Source organism: Gorillibacterium sp. CAU 1737, from assembly GCF_039888655.1.
Lineage (GTDB): Bacteria > Bacillota > Bacilli > Paenibacillales > NBRC-103111 > Gorillibacterium.
Genome location: NZ_JBDQQO010000011.1, coordinates 23,031 through 38,763, shown reverse-complemented (window position 1 = coordinate 38,763; position 15,733 = coordinate 23,031). Strand labels below are relative to the sequence as shown.

General features: G+C 55.4%; 16 protein-coding genes. 15 read left to right on the top strand and 1 reads right to left on the bottom strand.

The window, feature by feature from the left end:
• The 7 genes from rlmN (at nucleotide 1) to spoVM (ending at nucleotide 6,064) form a co-directional block, all read left to right on the top strand.
• Entirely contained in the window at nucleotides 1–1,056 is a 1,056-nt protein-coding gene (rlmN, locus tag AAFN83_RS19095) for a dual-specificity RNA methyltransferase RlmN (RefSeq protein ID WP_347772321.1), read from the top strand.
• Nucleotides 1,057–1,061: 5 nt separating this feature from the next.
• The gene (locus AAFN83_RS19090; RefSeq protein WP_347772319.1) at nucleotides 1,062–1,823 is read left to right on the top strand and encodes a Stp1/IreP family PP2C-type Ser/Thr phosphatase; all 762 of its coding nucleotides are present in this window, start codon (nucleotides 1,062–1,064) and stop codon (nucleotides 1,821–1,823) included.
• A gap of 2 nt (nucleotides 1,824–1,825) precedes the next feature.
• Nucleotides 1,826–3,940 carry a Stk1 family PASTA domain-containing Ser/Thr kinase gene (gene pknB / locus AAFN83_RS19085; RefSeq protein ID WP_347772318.1) on the top strand — a complete coding sequence of 705 codons (2,115 nt, stop codon included), beginning with the start codon at nucleotides 1,826–1,828 and terminating at the stop codon, nucleotides 3,938–3,940.
• A gap of 1 nt (nucleotide 3,941) precedes the next feature.
• The gene (gene rsgA, locus AAFN83_RS19080; protein WP_347772316.1) at nucleotides 3,942–4,835 is read left to right on the top strand and encodes a ribosome small subunit-dependent GTPase A; all 894 of its coding nucleotides are present in this window, start codon (nucleotides 3,942–3,944) and stop codon (nucleotides 4,833–4,835) included.
• Between the two features lie 10 nt (nucleotides 4,836–4,845).
• Complete coding sequence (gene rpe / locus AAFN83_RS19075; protein ID WP_347772463.1) at nucleotides 4,846–5,508, top strand: ribulose-phosphate 3-epimerase; 663 nt, start codon at nucleotides 4,846–4,848, stop codon at nucleotides 5,506–5,508.
• Nucleotides 5,501–5,782, top strand: a complete 282-nt coding sequence (locus AAFN83_RS19070; RefSeq protein ID WP_347772314.1) for a hypothetical protein — start codon at nucleotides 5,501–5,503, stop codon at nucleotides 5,780–5,782. The genes rpe and AAFN83_RS19070 overlap by 8 nt, the downstream gene beginning before the upstream one ends.
• Nucleotides 5,783–5,980: 198 nt before the next feature.
• Nucleotides 5,981–6,064 (top strand): stage V sporulation protein SpoVM, encoded by an 84-nt coding sequence (gene spoVM, locus AAFN83_RS19065; protein WP_347772461.1) that lies wholly within the window; start codon nucleotides 5,981–5,983, stop codon nucleotides 6,062–6,064.
• A 94-nt stretch (nucleotides 6,065–6,158) separates the two neighbouring features.
• Here spoVM and rpmB read toward each other — a convergent pair whose 3' ends face one another.
• Nucleotides 6,159–6,347, bottom strand: a complete 189-nt coding sequence (gene rpmB, locus AAFN83_RS19060; RefSeq protein ID WP_347772312.1) for a 50S ribosomal protein L28 — start codon at nucleotides 6,345–6,347, stop codon at nucleotides 6,159–6,161.
• A gap of 227 nt (nucleotides 6,348–6,574) precedes the next feature.
• Between rpmB and AAFN83_RS19055 the strand changes: the two genes are divergently transcribed.
• The 8 genes from AAFN83_RS19055 to AAFN83_RS19020 all read left to right on the top strand — a co-directional run bounded on the left by AAFN83_RS19055 (nucleotide 6,575) and on the right by AAFN83_RS19020 (nucleotide 15,491).
• A complete protein-coding gene (locus tag AAFN83_RS19055; RefSeq protein ID WP_347772310.1) occupies nucleotides 6,575–6,931 on the top strand; it encodes an Asp23/Gls24 family envelope stress response protein in 357 nt (118 codons plus the stop codon).
• 68 nt (nucleotides 6,932–6,999) lie between these two features.
• Complete coding sequence (locus AAFN83_RS19050) at nucleotides 7,000–8,748, top strand: DAK2 domain-containing protein (RefSeq protein ID WP_481810527.1); 1,749 nt, start codon at nucleotides 7,000–7,002, stop codon at nucleotides 8,746–8,748.
• A gap of 11 nt (nucleotides 8,749–8,759) precedes the next feature.
• Entirely contained in the window at nucleotides 8,760–9,617 is an 858-nt protein-coding gene (locus AAFN83_RS19045) for a DegV family protein (RefSeq protein WP_347772306.1), read from the top strand.
• A complete protein-coding gene (gene recG / locus AAFN83_RS19040; RefSeq protein WP_347772304.1) occupies nucleotides 9,614–11,668 on the top strand; it encodes an ATP-dependent DNA helicase RecG in 2,055 nt (684 codons plus the stop codon). Before AAFN83_RS19045 ends, recG begins: the two co-directional genes overlap by 4 nt.
• A gap of 57 nt (nucleotides 11,669–11,725) precedes the next feature.
• Entirely contained in the window at nucleotides 11,726–12,013 is a 288-nt protein-coding gene (locus AAFN83_RS19035) for a stage VI sporulation protein F (RefSeq protein ID WP_347772302.1), read from the top strand.
• A gap of 155 nt (nucleotides 12,014–12,168) precedes the next feature.
• Nucleotides 12,169–12,996 (top strand): YheC/YheD family protein, encoded by an 828-nt coding sequence (locus AAFN83_RS19030; protein ID WP_347772300.1) that lies wholly within the window; start codon nucleotides 12,169–12,171, stop codon nucleotides 12,994–12,996.
• Entirely contained in the window at nucleotides 12,993–14,072 is a 1,080-nt protein-coding gene (locus AAFN83_RS19025; RefSeq protein WP_347772298.1) for a YheC/YheD family endospore coat-associated protein, read from the top strand. Before AAFN83_RS19030 ends, AAFN83_RS19025 begins: the two co-directional genes overlap by 4 nt.
• Before the next feature lie 27 nt (nucleotides 14,073–14,099).
• Nucleotides 14,100–15,491, top strand: coding sequence for a YheC/YheD family endospore coat-associated protein (locus tag AAFN83_RS19020; protein WP_347772296.1), 1,392 nt, complete (start codon nucleotides 14,100–14,102; stop codon nucleotides 15,489–15,491).
• Nucleotides 15,492–15,733: the final 242 nt, after the last annotated feature.

Genomic DNA, 15,733 nt, shown 5'->3' with positions numbered 1-15,733 from the left:
GTGAAACCGTTCATCTATGATTTAACATATGAGGATTGGCAAGCTTGGACGAAGGAGAACGGAGAGCCCGGCTTTCGTGCGGGCCAAATCTTCGACTGGCTGTACGTCAAGCGCGTCAGCCGCTTTGAAGAGATGACCAACCTGTCCAAATCGCTTCGCGACAAGCTGGCCGATCAGTTCCAGTTTGTGGCGCTGAATGAAATCGCCAAGCAAGCCTCCCAAGACGGAACGGTAAAATTCCTGTTCGAACTGCAGGACAAGAATGCCATCGAGACCGTCATTATGAAGCACGAATACGGCAACAGCGTCTGTGTCACGACACAGGTGGGCTGCCGCGTCGGCTGCACCTTCTGTGCCTCGACCCTCGGCGGCTTGAAGCGCGACCTCTCCCCGGGCGAAATCATTGCCCAGGTGGTGAAGGCGCAGCAGATGCTGGACGAGACGGGAGAACGCGTCAGCAGCATCGTGGTGATGGGGATCGGCGAGCCGTTCGAGAACTACGATGCCACGATGAAGTTCCTCCGAGTGATGATTCACGAGAAGGGGCTTGCCATCGGGCAGCGCCACATCACCGTCTCGACAAGCGGGATCGCCCCGAACATCATTCGTTTCGCGGATGAGGATACCCAGATCAACCTGGCGCTGTCCATTCACGCGCCGAACGATGCTCTGCGCTCGAAGCTGATGCCGGTCAATCGCCGTTTTCCGCTTGCGGAGGTCATTGAAGCCTGCAAGTATTACGTGGAGAAGACCGGAAGGCGTATCACGTTTGAGTATGCGCTGATGGGCGGTGTCAACGATCAGAAGGAGCATGCGGAAGAATTGGCGGCTCTCCTGAAGGAGCATGTTCCGCTCAGCCACGTGAACCTGATTCCGGTGAATCATGTGCACGAACGCAAATACACGCGCACCTCACGAAATGACATCTTTGAATTCCAGCGCACGCTGGAGCGCGGCAAAATCAACGCGACGATCCGTCGGGAGCAAGGAAGCGACATCGCGGCAGCATGCGGACAGTTGCGTGCCAAACATATGGATTCAAGTGCCAAGAGGTGATGGGGATGAAGACAGCCAGCAGAACCGACATCGGCAACGTCCGGGTCGTGAATGAGGATCGGGCTTTGGTTGTGCCCGAGCTTCAAGGGTTTACTCTGGCCATCGTGGCGGATGGAATGGGGGGGCATCAAGCGGGAGATACGGCCAGCCAATTGGCGGTGGAGCTCATTCACCAGCAATTGCTCGACATTGGCGAGGATGAAACCCGAGTGAGCTACGAGGAGCGGCTGCACGAAGCCATTGTAGCGGCCAACTCGCGGATCTACGAGATGGCGCGTACGCAAGAGCAGTTCAACGGCATGGGCACAACAGTCGTTCTAGCCTTGGCTGATAAATCTGGCCTGCTTGTAGCGCATATCGGCGACAGCCGGGCTTATCTGTATCAGGACGGCCAGCTCTCGCAATTAACGGAGGATCACTCCCTCGTGTACGAGCTGGTTCGATCCGGTCAGCTCACCAAGGAGGAAGCCGAGAAGCACCCTCGGCGCAATGTACTCATTCGCGCGCTTGGTACCGATCGCACCGTGGATGTCGACATCCGCTATTATCCATGGAAGCCCGGTGACATCGCCCTGCTCTGCAGCGACGGCTTGAGCGGTATGGTTTCCGGACCCAAGATCGCTGAACTTCTTGCCGGAGGCCCCCGCGACTTGGAAAAGACAGCGGATGCCCTGGTGGAGCTGGCGCTCGCTGAGGGCGGAGACGACAACATTACGGTGGTGCTGCTGGAGAATGCTCCGGCAGAGCCCGCTCAGGTAGGAGGATAACGATGATCGGTCAGACACTAGCCGGACGTTACGAAATCCTTGACCGGGTAGGCGGAGGAGGCATGGCCCTCGTCTATAAAGCGCGTGACATTCTCCTCAACCGGATTGTCGCCGTCAAGGTTCTCCGCCCCCAGTTCGTCCATGACGAAGAATTCATTCAACGATTTCGAAGGGAAGCCCAATCGGCGGCTGCCCTGTCTCATCCCAACATAGTCAGCATCTACGATGTCGGACAAAGGGAAGACATCCATTACATTGTCATGGAGTACGTAGAAGGATATACCCTGAACGATCTCATCAAGGAAAGAGCCCCCTTGCAGGTAGAGGAAGCGGTCAACATTTCTTCCCAAATCTGCGACGCCCTTGACCACGCGCATGGCAATCAGATTATCCACCGCGACATCAAACCGCACAACATCCTGATCGGCCGCAACGGGCGGGTCAAGGTGACGGATTTCGGGATTGCCCGTGCCGGTTCTTCCTCCAGCATTACGCAAACCGGCTCCGTGGTGGGCTCTGTGCATTATTTCTCGCCTGAACATGCCAAGGGAACGGCTGCGGGTGCCAAGTCCGACTTGTATTCGCTCGGCATCGTTCTCTATCAGATGCTCACGGGACGGCTGCCCTTTTCCGGGGAAAGCCCGGTGAGCGTAGCGCTTAAGCACCTTCAAGAGAATGTTGAGGAACCTCGCAAGGTGAACCCCCTCATTCCCCAGAGCGTCGAGAACATCATTCTCAAGGCGATGCGCAAGAACCCCGAGGATCGGTATCGGTCCGCAAAGGAAATGCTCTCGGATTTGGAAACCTGCTTGCGGCCCGAGCGCCGGAATGAGCCGAAGCGGATCTTCCAGGAGATCGATGAGGAGGATGAGGAGAGAACCCGTGTCGTTCCTGCCATTCGGCCGGATGCGCACTACGGGGCTGCTCGCAAGGAGAAGGAAGAGTTTCGTTCCTCCTCTCCCAAGACACCGCCTCCGAAGAAAAAGGCTTGGGTGAAGCCGACGGTGTGGGGAGCGATCTTCGTCATCGTGGTCGTGGCGCTTCTGATCACGGCCAATCAGGTCAAAAAGATGGCGGCACCGGAGGACATTCTCATTCCAGACGTGACCGGAAAAGTCTATGAAGAAGCTGTTCAGATTCTGGAGGCTTCTCAACTGAAGGCAAACCGAAATGATGTGAGCGACCCCAAGGTGGAGAAGGATCACGTGATCAGCCAGACCCCGAACGGCGGTCCGGACTCCATGAAGGTCAAGCCGAACTTCGTGGTCCAGCTCAATGTGAGCACGGGTCCTGATTCCGTCCAAATTGAGGATTATACCGGGCGCAAGCTGGAGGATGTTGTTGCCGCCTTGGTCGCGCTGGGGATGGATAAGGAGAGAATTACCGAAGAACCGGAATTCTCAGATAAGGAAGAGGGGACCATCCTGGAGCAGTCCATCAAAGGGGGAGATCCCTTCAACCCGTTGAAGGACAGCATTACGTTCAAGACCAGCCAGGGCCGGGAAGTCGCCACCATGCCCAACCTGGTGGGCAAGAAGCTCGCTGTCGCCCGGGAAATGCTGGCTGCCCGCGGCCTAAAGGTCCTCGACAGCAACGTTGTCAAGCGAGCGAACTTCAACCAGCCGGAAGGCACGGTGTTTGAGCAGCATCCGTATAACGAAGGAGACGAGGTGGATGCAGGAGCAACCAACATCACCTTGTACGTCTCGACGGGACGTCCGTCGGATGCAGCGGATTGGTCGATTGACCTCCCGATTCCGCCCGCTACGGCAGGGAAGTCTTCTACCGTACGCATTGAGGTCAGCGACGCTCAATCGGATAACCGAATTGTGTTGACGAAGCAGATCAAGGAAGAGACGGTCATGAACGTGCCGTTTACCGTGACGAAGGATATCCCGGCAAAGATCATGGTGTTCCGTGACAACGGCTTGTTCTTGCAGCAAACCTTTACGTACCAGAACTACCTCGACTCCAAGGCAGTGCCCACGACGCCTCCGCCTGTGTCTACTCCGACTCCAAGTTCAGAGCCGTCGGACACGGCCTCTGCAACGCCCACGGGGGAAGCGACACCGGCATCCGGCGAAGTGAGTCCTGATCCGACCGTGAAGGGAAACTAATATGGCAAAAGGCTTGATTGTCAAGGCTCTGAGCGGGTACTACTACGTGCTTCCGGATGGCGAACAGCCGAGCAAGGATGCGTTCGTGCAGTGCCGGGCCAGAGGAATCTTCAAGAAACAAAAAGTAAGCCCCCTTGTCGGGGATCAGGTGGACTACAGCCTGACCGAGAATGGGGAGGGGATCATCGATGCGATCGGAGATCGAATGAGCGAGCTCATTCGGCCTCCGATCTCCAATGTAGAGCTGGCTGTCCTGGTCTTCTCGGTCCAGGAGCCTGCCTTCAATGTTCAGCTTCTGGACAAGTTTCTCGTCCATATCGAGAAAGAAAGACTCACCACCATCATCGTGCTGACGAAGACCGATCTTCTTCCGGAGGATACGGGATGGAGGAAGGAGATCGAGCCTTATCGGGAGATGGGCTATGAGGTCTACCTGACGAGCTCGAAGCAGCACCTCGGCGTGGAAGAAGTGCGGGAACGACTGACCGGCGCGGTCAGCGTATTTGCAGGACAATCCGGCGTCGGCAAATCCTCGCTGGTCAACGCCTTGCTCCCGGGACTCTCGCTCGCCACGGACGAAATCAGCCAGCGCCTGGGTCGCGGCAAGCACACGACCCGCCATGTGGAGCTGATTCCGCTGTCGGGCGGCTGGGTGGCGGATACGCCGGGGTTCAGCCAGCTTGATTTTACCGGCTTGGAGGCCGAGGACTTGTCCGAATGCTTCCGGGACCTACACGTCTATGCACCGGCTTGCCGCTTCCGGGGGTGCCTTCATCACAAGGAGCCGGATTGCGCGGTGCGCACGGCTGTGGAAGAGGGCAAATTGGCATCTTGGCGGTATGAGCATTATTTGCAATTTCTGACGGAAATCAAGGAACGGAAACGGAGGTACTAGCTTGCACCCTTTGCGAATTGCCCCATCGATCCTCTCCGCTGATTTTTCCAGGCTGGGGGATGAAATCCGCGAAGCTGAGCAGAGCGGAGCGGACTGGATCCACATCGACATCATGGACGGGCACTTTGTTCCCAATCTCACCTTCGGACCTGGCATCGTGAAGGCTATACGCCCGCTGACGAAGCTTCCGTTCGATGTTCATCTTATGATCGAGAATGCGGATGCGTATATCCCCGAATTCGCCAAAGCTGGCGCCGATTATATCACGGTTCATGCCGAGGCATGTACGCATCTGAACCGAACGCTGCAGTTGATCCGGGATCACGGGGTCAAGCCGGGGGTTGTCCTGAATCCGGCCACTCCGATCGAGTGGATTCAGCATGTGCTCGCAGACGTAGAGCTGGTTCTCCTCATGACCGTCAACCCGGGCTTCGGAGGACAATCCTTCCTGCCTTCTGTCGTGCCGAAGATCAAGCAGCTCCGCGAGCGGCTTGATGCACAGGGCCTTTCACACGTCCACATTGAAGTGGACGGAGGCATTACAGCAGAGACGGCAAGAATTGTCTCGGAAGCGGGAGCGGACGTTCTGGTGGCCGGCAACGCCGTCTTCGGTCAAGCGGATCGTACCGAAGCGATGCGGCTCATTCGGGAAGGAGGAGCTCGCCGTGCGTAAAACACTGGAGTTTATCGGATATGCGCTCGGCATCTCCATCGGCCTTTTCCTGTTCACGCTGATCCCCAATTTCTTTAAATATGCGTTCTCGCTCGGGGCTTTGTACCTGGGCTACCAGTTTTACAAGAGAAACGAAGGCTGGGGCATGCGCATCGCGATGATCGTCACGTCCATCGCGCTTGCCCTTCTCTTTTCCGTGGTCTACACGGCTCTGGCTTACGTGAATGGGTGGTACATCAACCCCATTTACCTGCACGGAGTAGAGGGGAAGTAATCATGGGAGTGGTGTTTGAACAAACACGCTCGCTAGGCATATCCGGCATTCGTCGGACATAAAATGGGTTGCAGGAGCGTAGAGCGCTTAGGCAGCCCGTTTTTTTATGGGGAGAAGCAGGCGGCGGTGCAGAAGCGTGAGGCGAGGGACCGGGCAAAGGGTGCAGGTACGATTCTGGCGATCGGAGGCGGTTGACTCATGAAGTTTTATACGATCAAGCTTCCCAAATTTATCGGGGGAATGGTCAAGGCGCTGCTGAACACCTTCAGCAAAAACCATTGAAGCGATGGCGGAAAAAAGGCCGTAAGAACGGCAAAAAGCACCTGGAAGCCAGGTGCTTTTAATCGTTCGGATTGGTTGTTCATCCAAAGGAAAGTTACACGCGGGTAACTTTGCCGGCCTTGAGGGCGCGGGTGCTAACATAAACGCGTTTGGGCTTGCCGTCGACGAGAATGCGCACTTTTTGCACATTGACGCCCCAGGAACGCTTCGTTTTGTTGTTCGCGTGGGAAACGTTGTTGCCGGTCTTCGGCGATTTGCCGGTTACAAAGCATTTGCGAGACATTTGTTACACCTCCTTAAGACTCATCCGGAGAAAGTCCGATCATCATCATGGGTTACATCAAGAAAAACATACTAGAACATAATAGCATAGCCAAAATCGGGTAGTCAACAGCCCGCCTGGGTTTTTCGGCCGGATTCCACTGTGTGAATTTGCATTTCCTTCTTGTATTGATTATAGTACAATGGGAGTTAATCCCGAAACTAGATGAAACAAAGGTGATGGAAATAATGCCGATCGAGCTTACTTACGAGAAAGGAAAAGTGCATGTAGCAGACCAGGTTGTAGCGGTGCTCGCCGGTTCTGCGGCACTTGATTGCTATGGGCTTGTGGGCATGGCCTCCCGCAAGCAGTTCATGGACGGTATTTCCGAACTGCTCGGGCGTGAGAACCTGAGCCGCGGCGTCGAAATCCGCTATGAATCCGACGGGCTGCACATCGACCTCTACATCATTGTGAGTTATGGAACGAAGATTTCCGAAGTCGCGCACAATGTGCAAAACCGGGTAAAATACGTATTGAATGAAGTGTTTGGCCTGAAAGTCGATTTCGTCAATATCATTGTGCAGGGCGTACGCGGTGTCTGACCCTACCGGAAGGAGATATTTACTTGAGTAAGCGCTTTACAGTCTTAAATGGAACCGACTTTGCTCAGATGGTGATCGCGGGAGCCGGTAATCTGCGAAACAACGTGAATAACGTGAACGCACTCAACGTCTTCCCCGTTCCGGATGGAGACACCGGTACCAACATGAACCTGACAATGACCTCGGGTATGGAGGAAATGAAACGGAAGCCGTCCACGGAGATCGGCAAGTCTGCCGATGCGCTGTCCAAGGGCTTGCTCATGGGCGCGCGCGGAAACTCGGGCGTGATTTTGTCCCAGCTGTTCCGCGGATTCGCCAAATCCGTCCAGCCGCATGCGGAAGTAACTCCTGCCCAATTTGCTCAAGCGCTGCAGCAGGGGGTGGATACCGCCTACAAAGCGGTTGTGAAGCCGGTTGAGGGAACGATCCTTACCGTTGCCAAAGAAACGGCCAAGCATGCGCTGTACGTTTCGCGACGTACCACGGATCTGGTTGAGCTCATGACGGAAGTCTGCACGGCCGCAAGACAATCTCTTGCCAAAACGCCGGATCTCCTTCCCGTACTGAAGCAGGTTGGCGTGGTGGATGCCGGCGGGCAAGGCCTTCTGTGTGTTTACGAAGGGTTCCTCGCAGCCCTCACCGGCGAAGCGGCTCCGGTCGTTGAGCTGCAGGAAAAGCAGTTGGAAGCGCCGAAGGCAGAAGAATTTGCTCCACATGGTGGAACGGCTCAATCGATGCTGGCTACCGAAGATATCGAGTTTGGCTATTGCACCGAATTTATCATCAAGCTGACTCCTGAGAAGATGAAGGGGCGTTCCTTCGATGAGCATGCCTTCCGGGCGAAGCTCAGCGAGATGGGAGACTCCTTGCTCGTCGTAGCCGATGACGATCTCGTCAAAATCCACGTGCATGCGGAATACCCCGGCACGGTCATGAATCACGCGATGACGTTTGGGGATTTAACCCGGATCAAGATCGAGAACATGCGGGAGCAGCACACCCACATTCTCATGAGCAGCGAATACGATCCGCATTATGCCGCACCGGGTGCACCGGCAACGGATACCATTCGTCGAGAAATCGCCGTTGAAGCTCCGATAACCGAGGAGCTGCCAGAGCCGATTCCGACGACTTCTACGGTGGAAGAGCTTCCGCAGGTTCCGTTTGGATTTGTTGCCGTCGCCATGGGGGACGGCATCTCGGAGATTTTCCAAAGCCTCGGCGTCGATGTGGTCATCTCCGGCGGACAGACGATGAATCCGAGCACGGAAGATATCGTTCATGCCATTGAACAGGTTCCGGCGGATACGGTCTACGTGTTCCCGAACAACTCGAATATTATCATGGCCGCCAAGCAGGCGAAGGATCTTCTGGAGGACCGCGAAGTGGTGGTCATTCCCACGAAGACCGTACCGCAGTGCATGGCTGCTCTCGTTGCATTCCAGGAAGGCTCCTCAGCAGAGGCGAACACGGAAACGATGAGCAAAGTAATCGAGCAAGTGATCTCCGGTCAAGTGACCCATGCTGTTCGCGATACCGCCATTGACGGAATCGCCATCACGGAAGGCGATTACCTGGGCATTCGCGACGGGAAGATTGTGGTTTCCAAGCCGGATCTGATTGAAGCTTCCTGCGCCCTTCTCGACAGCATGCTCGAGAACGGCGGAGAAATTGTCACCTTCCTGACCGGCGAAGACGCCCGTGAAGAAGAGACAGCTCGACTGGCTGAATACGTGGCGGACAAGTACCCGGATGCCGAAGTGGAAGTCCATACGGGTGGACAGCCGCTCTATCCTTACCTGTTCGCAGTGGAATAAGGGGTGACGGTATGAGCAAGGTTCGCGTGGTTACCGACAGCACGGCAGATATTCCTGAAGAGATCCGCAAACGGCTTGATATCGAAGTGGTTCCCCTGAAGGTGCATGTTGGCACTGAGACGTACCGGGATACCGGTTCCATTTCCCCGAAAGAGTTCTATGAGCGCTTCGGGGAGTCGCCGCAGCCTTGGAAGTCTTCGCAGCCGACACCGGTTGATTTTCTTGCCAAGTACCAATCGTTGACGCGCGAAGATCCGAATACAGCCATTATTTCGATTCATCTCTCTTCGGCCCTCAGCGGTACGTATCAATCGGCGCTTCTTGCTAAGTCGAGAATGGACGAGAAGAAGGACATCACGGTGATCGATTCCCGCAAAGCGTCCTTTGGCACCGGCATTCGCGTTGTGCGTGCTGCCGAAGCAGCGCAAGCGGGCAAGAGCAAAGAGGAGATTCTAGCCCTTCTACAGGAATTGGACGAAAAGAGCTCCCTCTACTTCCTCGTGAACTCGTTGCAGCATCTTCATAAGGGAGGCCGCATCGGCAAGGCTGCTGCGGTTCTCGGCTCCCTCTTGCATATCAAGCCGATCCTGTCCATCGATGATGAGGGCGTGATCACTTGGGTAGACAAAGTGCGGGGTCATCGCAAGGCGATGCATCGCATTCTTGAGCTGCTGCTTGAGAAATGGAGTCCGACGGAACCGATCGAGGTCGGGATTTCCCACGGGGATGCGCTTCACGAAGCCGAAAAGCTCAGTGCGCTGATCAATCGTCATTTTAATGTGAAACGGACAACCTTTACTTGGGTAGGCCCGGCAGTGGGCAGCCACTCGGGGCCCGGAACGGTTGCTCTGTTTGTCATCAAAGCATGAGCATGGACTTATATGTCAAACCTGTCCGTGAAGTTCACGGAATAGGCCCGCAAAAGGCGGAGGACCTCAGCGCACTGGGGATCTCCTCCGTCGGCGGGCTTCTTGATTATTTCCCGTTCCGCTACGAGGACTATCGACTTCGTGATTTAGCGGAGGTCAAGGATGGCGAGAAGGTAACTGTCGAGGGGAAGATCTACGGGGAACCCGTTATGCAAATGATGGGACGCACGAAGTCGAGAATGACCTGTCGGGTGATGGTCGATTCCTTCCTGGTGTCGACCGTCTGGTTTAACCGTCATTTTCTGAAAGACAAGCTGCGGCCGGGAACGGAGATCGTATTGACGGGCAAATGGGATTCCCGTCGGTTGCAGCTTACGGTGTCGGAATCGGAATTTCCCGGTAAGGCCGATGGGCGAACGGGAACCTTGCAACCGGTATATTCGGTCGGAGGTTCCATTACATTAAGCTGGCTTAGACGAATGATCGGGCAAGCCCTCAAGCAATTCGGGGCGATGATTGAGGAGAATCTTCCAAAGGAGCTGTGCACCCAATACGATTTTATGGCACGGCGCCAAGCGATCGCCCTGCTTCATCAGCCAGGCAGCCTGGAGGAAGGCGCCCGGGCCCGGAAGAGGATCGTCTATGAGGAATTCTTCTTTTTTCAATTGAAAATGCAAGCCTATCGCGCCTTGACCCGCAAACGGGCGGATGGGATTGCTCATCCGGTGGATCTTCCGGCGGTGCGCGCCTTTGTCAAAACCTTGCCCTTCCGGCTCACGGACTCTCAATTGAAGGTAATTGCGGAAATTTTGGAGGATCTCCAAGCTCCGGCCTGCATGAATCGTCTCCTCCAGGGGGACGTCGGCTCGGGCAAGACTGTAGTCGCAGCAGTGGCTCTGTATGCCGTGGTGAAGGCAGGGGGGCAAGGCGCTCTCATGGTTCCTACCGAAATTCTGGCCGAGCAGCATCGGCGTTCGTTGGCCAAGCTGTTCGAGCCCTACGGCATTCAGGTTTCTCTCCTGACGGGCAGCTTGACGGCTCGAGAACGGAGGGAGACGCTCGCCTCTCTGCAGATGGGGATGACCGATATCGTCGTCGGCACGCATGCGCTCATTCAGGATGATATCTTTTTCCGAAACCTTGGGCTTGTTGTCACCGATGAGCAGCACCGATTTGGGGTGAACCAACGGGCGGTATTGCGGCGCAAGGGAATGAACCCGGATATCCTCAGCATGACGGCCACGCCGATACCACGCACGCTCGCGATCACCGCTTTTGGGGATCTGGATGTTTCTACGCTTCAGGAGCTGCCCAAGGGCCGCTTGCCTATTGATACCTATTCGGTCGGGCACCATATGTTGGAACGCATCATGGCATTTATCGCGAAGGAAGTGGACAAGGGGCGGCAAGCCTATATCATCTGTCCGCTCATTGAAGAATCCGAAAAGCTGGATGTGCAGAATGCCCTCGACCTGCATGCGGAGCTCACCCATTCGTTCCCGCGATTGAAGGTAGGCCTTTTGCACGGGCGGATGGTCCCGGCCGAGAAGGATGCGGTCATGGCAGACTTTGCGGAGAACCGGGTGCAGGTGCTCGTCTCGACGACCGTGATTGAGGTTGGGGTGGACGTGCCCAATGCCACCGTCATGGTCATCTATGACGCGGATCGGTTCGGCCTCTCTCAGCTCCATCAGCTGCGGGGACGCGTGGGTCGAGGGGAGCATCAATCCTATTGCATTCTCATCGCGGAGCCGAAGAGCGAGACGGGCAAGGAACGGTTGCGTGCCATGACGGAGACAAACGATGGCTTTGAAATTGCTCGGAAGGATTTGGAGCTGCGCGGCCCGGGTGATTTCTTCGGAACGAAGCAGAGCGGGCTTCCTGAATTCAAGGTTGCGGATCTCATGGCTGATTTCGAGGTGCTGGAAAATGCCCGGGATGATGCGGCGGCTTTGGTAAGCCGCTCTGATTTTTGGACTGGAGCCGATTATCTGGAGCTGCGGCGGTTCCTGGAGCGGGAAGGCATTTTGGGTGGGGAATGGCTGGATTGATCCCGCTTCTTTTTTCCCGGACTTCCACATAAAGTGGAATGTACGGGAGGTGCATACATGAGTTACTTGAATTACGGCATTGATCAAGCACTGGTTGAACGGATTAAGCTGAAAATGAAAAATCCGCTGGTCAAGGAGAGGGTGAAGGCGGAGGTGAGCAGCCTCACGAAATTTCACCTCCAGGATTCAGCCCAAGTCGCCCGCCTGGTCAGCCGTCTCTCCGGAGTTCTCGGCGAAAGCTTGAATGAAAGACAGCGAAACGGCATCATCCGTTTCGTGCTCGATCAGAAGATCGATCCGAACAACACGTTTCATCTCTTGCGCTTATGGGGGATGTTCCGTTAACGCTTTGATTGCCCTGCTCAACGACCAGCCGCTGGCCGTTTCTCCTGTATTAACGGGGGAAACGGCTTTTTTTGTGCATCTGGACGGTCGCCTGCTCTCGTAGCAAAGCCCCTGCCCTTGACATACATAAATAGAAAACGATATCGGAGGCAGCTATGGAAAAGCGATCCGTTTTGGCGAATAACAAGCTGACGAAGACCAAGTACCTGCTCGATCATCCGCAGTTGAAAGAGTACGTGCCCGACACGATCAGTGAATCGAAGGGCAATCTCCATGCTTATTTGACGCGTTATCGTACCGTGTATGTGAAGCCCAACAATGGAACGGGCGGACGAGGGATCATTCGGGTCAAGATTGCAAGAGACGGAGCCTATGTCTTTCAGTTGAAGGATAAGAAGCTGCAATTTCGCACATATGACGGTCTCTATAAGGCTATAGAGCCCATAACAACCCGCAAGGTCCACCTCATCCAAAAAGGAATTCCTCTGTTGAAAATAAAGGGTCGCCCGTTCGATATCCGCGTCATGGTGCAGAAGGAGGAGACCGGCAGTTGGATTCATACCGGAACGATCGCTCGCATTGCTCGCCCGAAGCTCGTGGTGACGAATTATCACAGCGGAGGAACTCCGATCGAGTTGGAGAAACTGCTGATTCATTTTTTACCTCCGAAGAGAGTAAAGGTTTATATGAAGAAGCTGGAGGCCCTCGGGGTTCAGATTGCGGAGCACATGGAGGAAGGGTATCCGTTTGTGACAGCCATCGGCGTGGACATCGGGCTGGATGCAGCGCTCCGGCCGTGGATCATTGAAGTCAATACTCGGCCGGATCCCTTCATCTTCAAGACGTTAAAGGACAAACGGGTGTTCAATCGGATCTATCGATACATTCGTATGAATCGCTCGCCCCGGCCCGAACGAATCGAGCATACGGAGACGGTGGCTCCAGTGGCTGTTGATCCAGCGGAGGGGGGCGAGAACGCATGAAAAAGCCGATCATCGGAATTCTCGTTTATCGAGATGGTCTTTCCTTCAGCGAGCCGAGCTATTTTCGCGACCTTTCGCAAGCAGGGGAGAGATTGGGCGCAGAGGTTTTTCTTTTTTCGCCAACCGATATCCGGTTGCAAACCCGTGAAATTCGCGGCTTTAAGGCGGGACCGGACGGCAGTTGGAGCCATCGCCTCTACCCTTGGCCGGATGTGGTCATCGACCGGCATCGGCGCTCCGGAAGCGAGTATATGAAAATTCGCACATCCACTTTGTTCCGGTATGCTAACAATCGGTTTACGAACAAATGGAACATCACGCAAATTTTCATGCGGGAGCCCAAAATCGCGCGCTGGATGCCGGAAACGATCGAATATTCGAGTACGGACCTTCAGCAGATGATAAAAAGGCATCCTCTGCTCTATATCAAACCCGGCAACGGTACTGGGGGAAGTAGCATCGTGCGGCTTAAGCGAACTGGGAGCGGCTATGAAGTGACCGCGCGCAGCCGGACGCTTACCAAGAGCCGAAGGGTTTTTGGCCGCTTCGCGGAGCTGAAGGACTGGATGAACCGTTGGACAGTCAAGGAGAGCATTCGCGGCGGAATCTTCATGATCCAGCAAGGAATCGACCTCAGCCTGGTCGAGGGAAGGGTGACGGACGCCCGTCTTTTGATTCAGAAGACGGAAAACGGCGACTGGGACATTACCGGAATGGGCATGCGGATCGGGGCGGTCGGAAGCTCCACCTCAAACCTGCACGGAGGCGGGAAGGCGGCTACGTTTGATTCGGTGGTCGGCAGACGCTTCGGATCGGAAAAGGCGGGAATGATTCGCAAGGAATGCCATGAGCTTGCCCGGGAAGTGGTCCGGGTCATCGAATCCCGCTTCGGGTCCATGATGGAGTTCGGGATCGACATCGGCATCGACGTGAACGGGAAAGTATGGCTCATCGAGGTGAACCCCAAACCCGGACGCGACCTCTTCAAAAGCATTGGGGATCGCTCTTTATACCGAACGACGGTGGAACGGCCCATCCGGTACGCCATGCATCTGGCTCAGGAGGAAGAGAAGTAGCGGCTAAGCGGCGGAAGGAGGATACTCATGACGAACCAGAAGGTGTTGATTACGCATACCTCCGGAAGCGAGGAGGGAGTGTTCTACCTCGGCGGAACCCTTGCCAAGAAGTGGACGCTGCAAAGCGGCACGATCGTTACCGTGAAGCTCGGGAGCCGTGAGCGGTTGCTGAAGCTTGTGGTGGAACCGAAGGGGAGCACGCTCCGTCTTCATCCATCAGCAGCCGGTTTCTTTGGCCTCCCCAGCGGGATAGCGCTCGGCATTCGCTACCAGGCATCGTCGCAGACGCTGCAGCTCGGGCCGGTACTGGCCGTCTTGATGCGGAAGATTACCGCCAGCGAGGTGCGTCCGTTCGGCAATGTAACCGGCTTTGCCCAAGAGCTTACCGAGGCGGGCAAAAAGCTCGGGGTTTTTGTTTTCTTTTTGTCGGCGGAACAACTCCCGGGTCCTTCCTTGACGGTTCAGGGCTGGAGCTATGCCGGGGGCAGTTGGCGAAAAGGAAGCTTTCCTTATCCCGATGCGGTCTACAATCGGATTACTTCGCGGATCATTGAGAAATCACCAGGCGTTCAAAACTTCTTTTCCACGGTTAAGGCTCGAACGGGAAAGCCTGTTTTCAACGAACGCTATTTGAATAAAGCAGAGGTGTTTGAGGCTCTTCGGAAGGAGAAGCTCATCACGGCCTATTTGCCTCAATCGATCATGCTATTGAACACGGCCCAAGTTAAGGGAATGCTTGCGAAACATGCCGTCGTTTTTCTGAAGCCGATCATGAGCAGCCTTGGCAAGGGCATCATCCGCATCAGCAGAACGGCAAAAGGCTATGCCTGCTTAATGGCGACAGCGGATGGGAAGGTTCAGCATGCCGGATTTTCCAGTCAGGACGCACTATTCGCTTTTCTGAAAAAGAAGATGGCCGGGAACCGCTATCTGTTGCAGGAGGGCATCGATTTGATCCGGGTAGAGGGGATGACCACCGACTTCCGCTCTCTTGTACAGAAGGGTGAATCGGGCAAATGGGAGATCACCTCGATCGTGGCGCGCATTTCGGCAAAGCACACCTTTGTGTCCAATCTTGCCCGAGGCGGCAAGCTGATGAGCACAAAGGATGCCATAAAGGGATCCACGCTTCCAGCCCCCCTACACGCGAATGCCTACGAGGGCTTGCGCCAAGCATCGATTGAAATAGCGGAAGCGTTGGAACGGCAGGTCGATGGACATTTTGCCGAGTTGGGCATCGATTTAGCCCTGGATCAACGGGGACGGGTGCGGCTGATCGAGATCAATTCCAAGCCGTCCAAGGACGACAATACGCCGCTCGGGGTTGATCCGAATGCCGCGCCACCCGCAGGAGAAGTCAAAATTCGGCCGTCGGTCCGGAGGGTTCTTCAATACGTGCGCCACATGACCCAATTTTAGGAGCAAGGAGAAGAGTCGATGCTCTTCTCCTTTTCGATCAGATTTGGTATACTACCCATTGAGGCCGTATCCCATGTGAACGGCACTCTTGCTTCGCCCGCATCAAACAACAGCTTTCTCAACTGATGTTGACCGTTGGAGATGGAGGATTCTGCTCAGAGCCGATGAGGACCGAGACAGAGGTTCATGCCGACACAGCTTCTTTGTGCGCATACACCCCTCTGTCTCCACGGAGGGGTTTT

Coding starts and splice junctions, on each gene's coding strand:
- AAFN83_RS19090 (WP_347772319.1), top strand. CDS start 1,062: ATGAAGACAGCCAGCAGAACCGACATCGGCAACGTCCGGGTCGTGAAT.
- pknB (WP_347772318.1), top strand. CDS start 1,826: ATGATCGGTCAGACACTAGCCGGACGTTACGAAATCCTTGACCGGGTA.
- rsgA (WP_347772316.1), top strand. CDS start 3,942: ATGGCAAAAGGCTTGATTGTCAAGGCTCTGAGCGGGTACTACTACGTG.
- spoVM (WP_347772461.1), top strand. CDS start 5,981: ATGAAGTTTTATACGATCAAGCTTCCCAAATTTATCGGGGGAATGGTC.
- rpmB (WP_347772312.1), bottom strand. CDS start 6,347: ATGTCTCGCAAATGCTTTGTAACCGGCAAATCGCCGAAGACCGGCAAC.
- AAFN83_RS19055 (WP_347772310.1), top strand. CDS start 6,575: ATGCCGATCGAGCTTACTTACGAGAAAGGAAAAGTGCATGTAGCAGAC.
- AAFN83_RS19050 (WP_481810527.1), top strand. CDS start 7,000: ATGGTGATCGCGGGAGCCGGTAATCTGCGAAACAACGTGAATAACGTG.
- AAFN83_RS19045 (WP_347772306.1), top strand. CDS start 8,760: ATGAGCAAGGTTCGCGTGGTTACCGACAGCACGGCAGATATTCCTGAA.
- recG (WP_347772304.1), top strand. CDS start 9,614: ATGAGCATGGACTTATATGTCAAACCTGTCCGTGAAGTTCACGGAATA.
- AAFN83_RS19035 (WP_347772302.1), top strand. CDS start 11,726: ATGAGTTACTTGAATTACGGCATTGATCAAGCACTGGTTGAACGGATT.
- AAFN83_RS19030 (WP_347772300.1), top strand. CDS start 12,169: ATGGAAAAGCGATCCGTTTTGGCGAATAACAAGCTGACGAAGACCAAG.
- AAFN83_RS19025 (WP_347772298.1), top strand. CDS start 12,993: ATGAAAAAGCCGATCATCGGAATTCTCGTTTATCGAGATGGTCTTTCC.
- AAFN83_RS19020 (WP_347772296.1), top strand. CDS start 14,100: ATGACGAACCAGAAGGTGTTGATTACGCATACCTCCGGAAGCGAGGAG.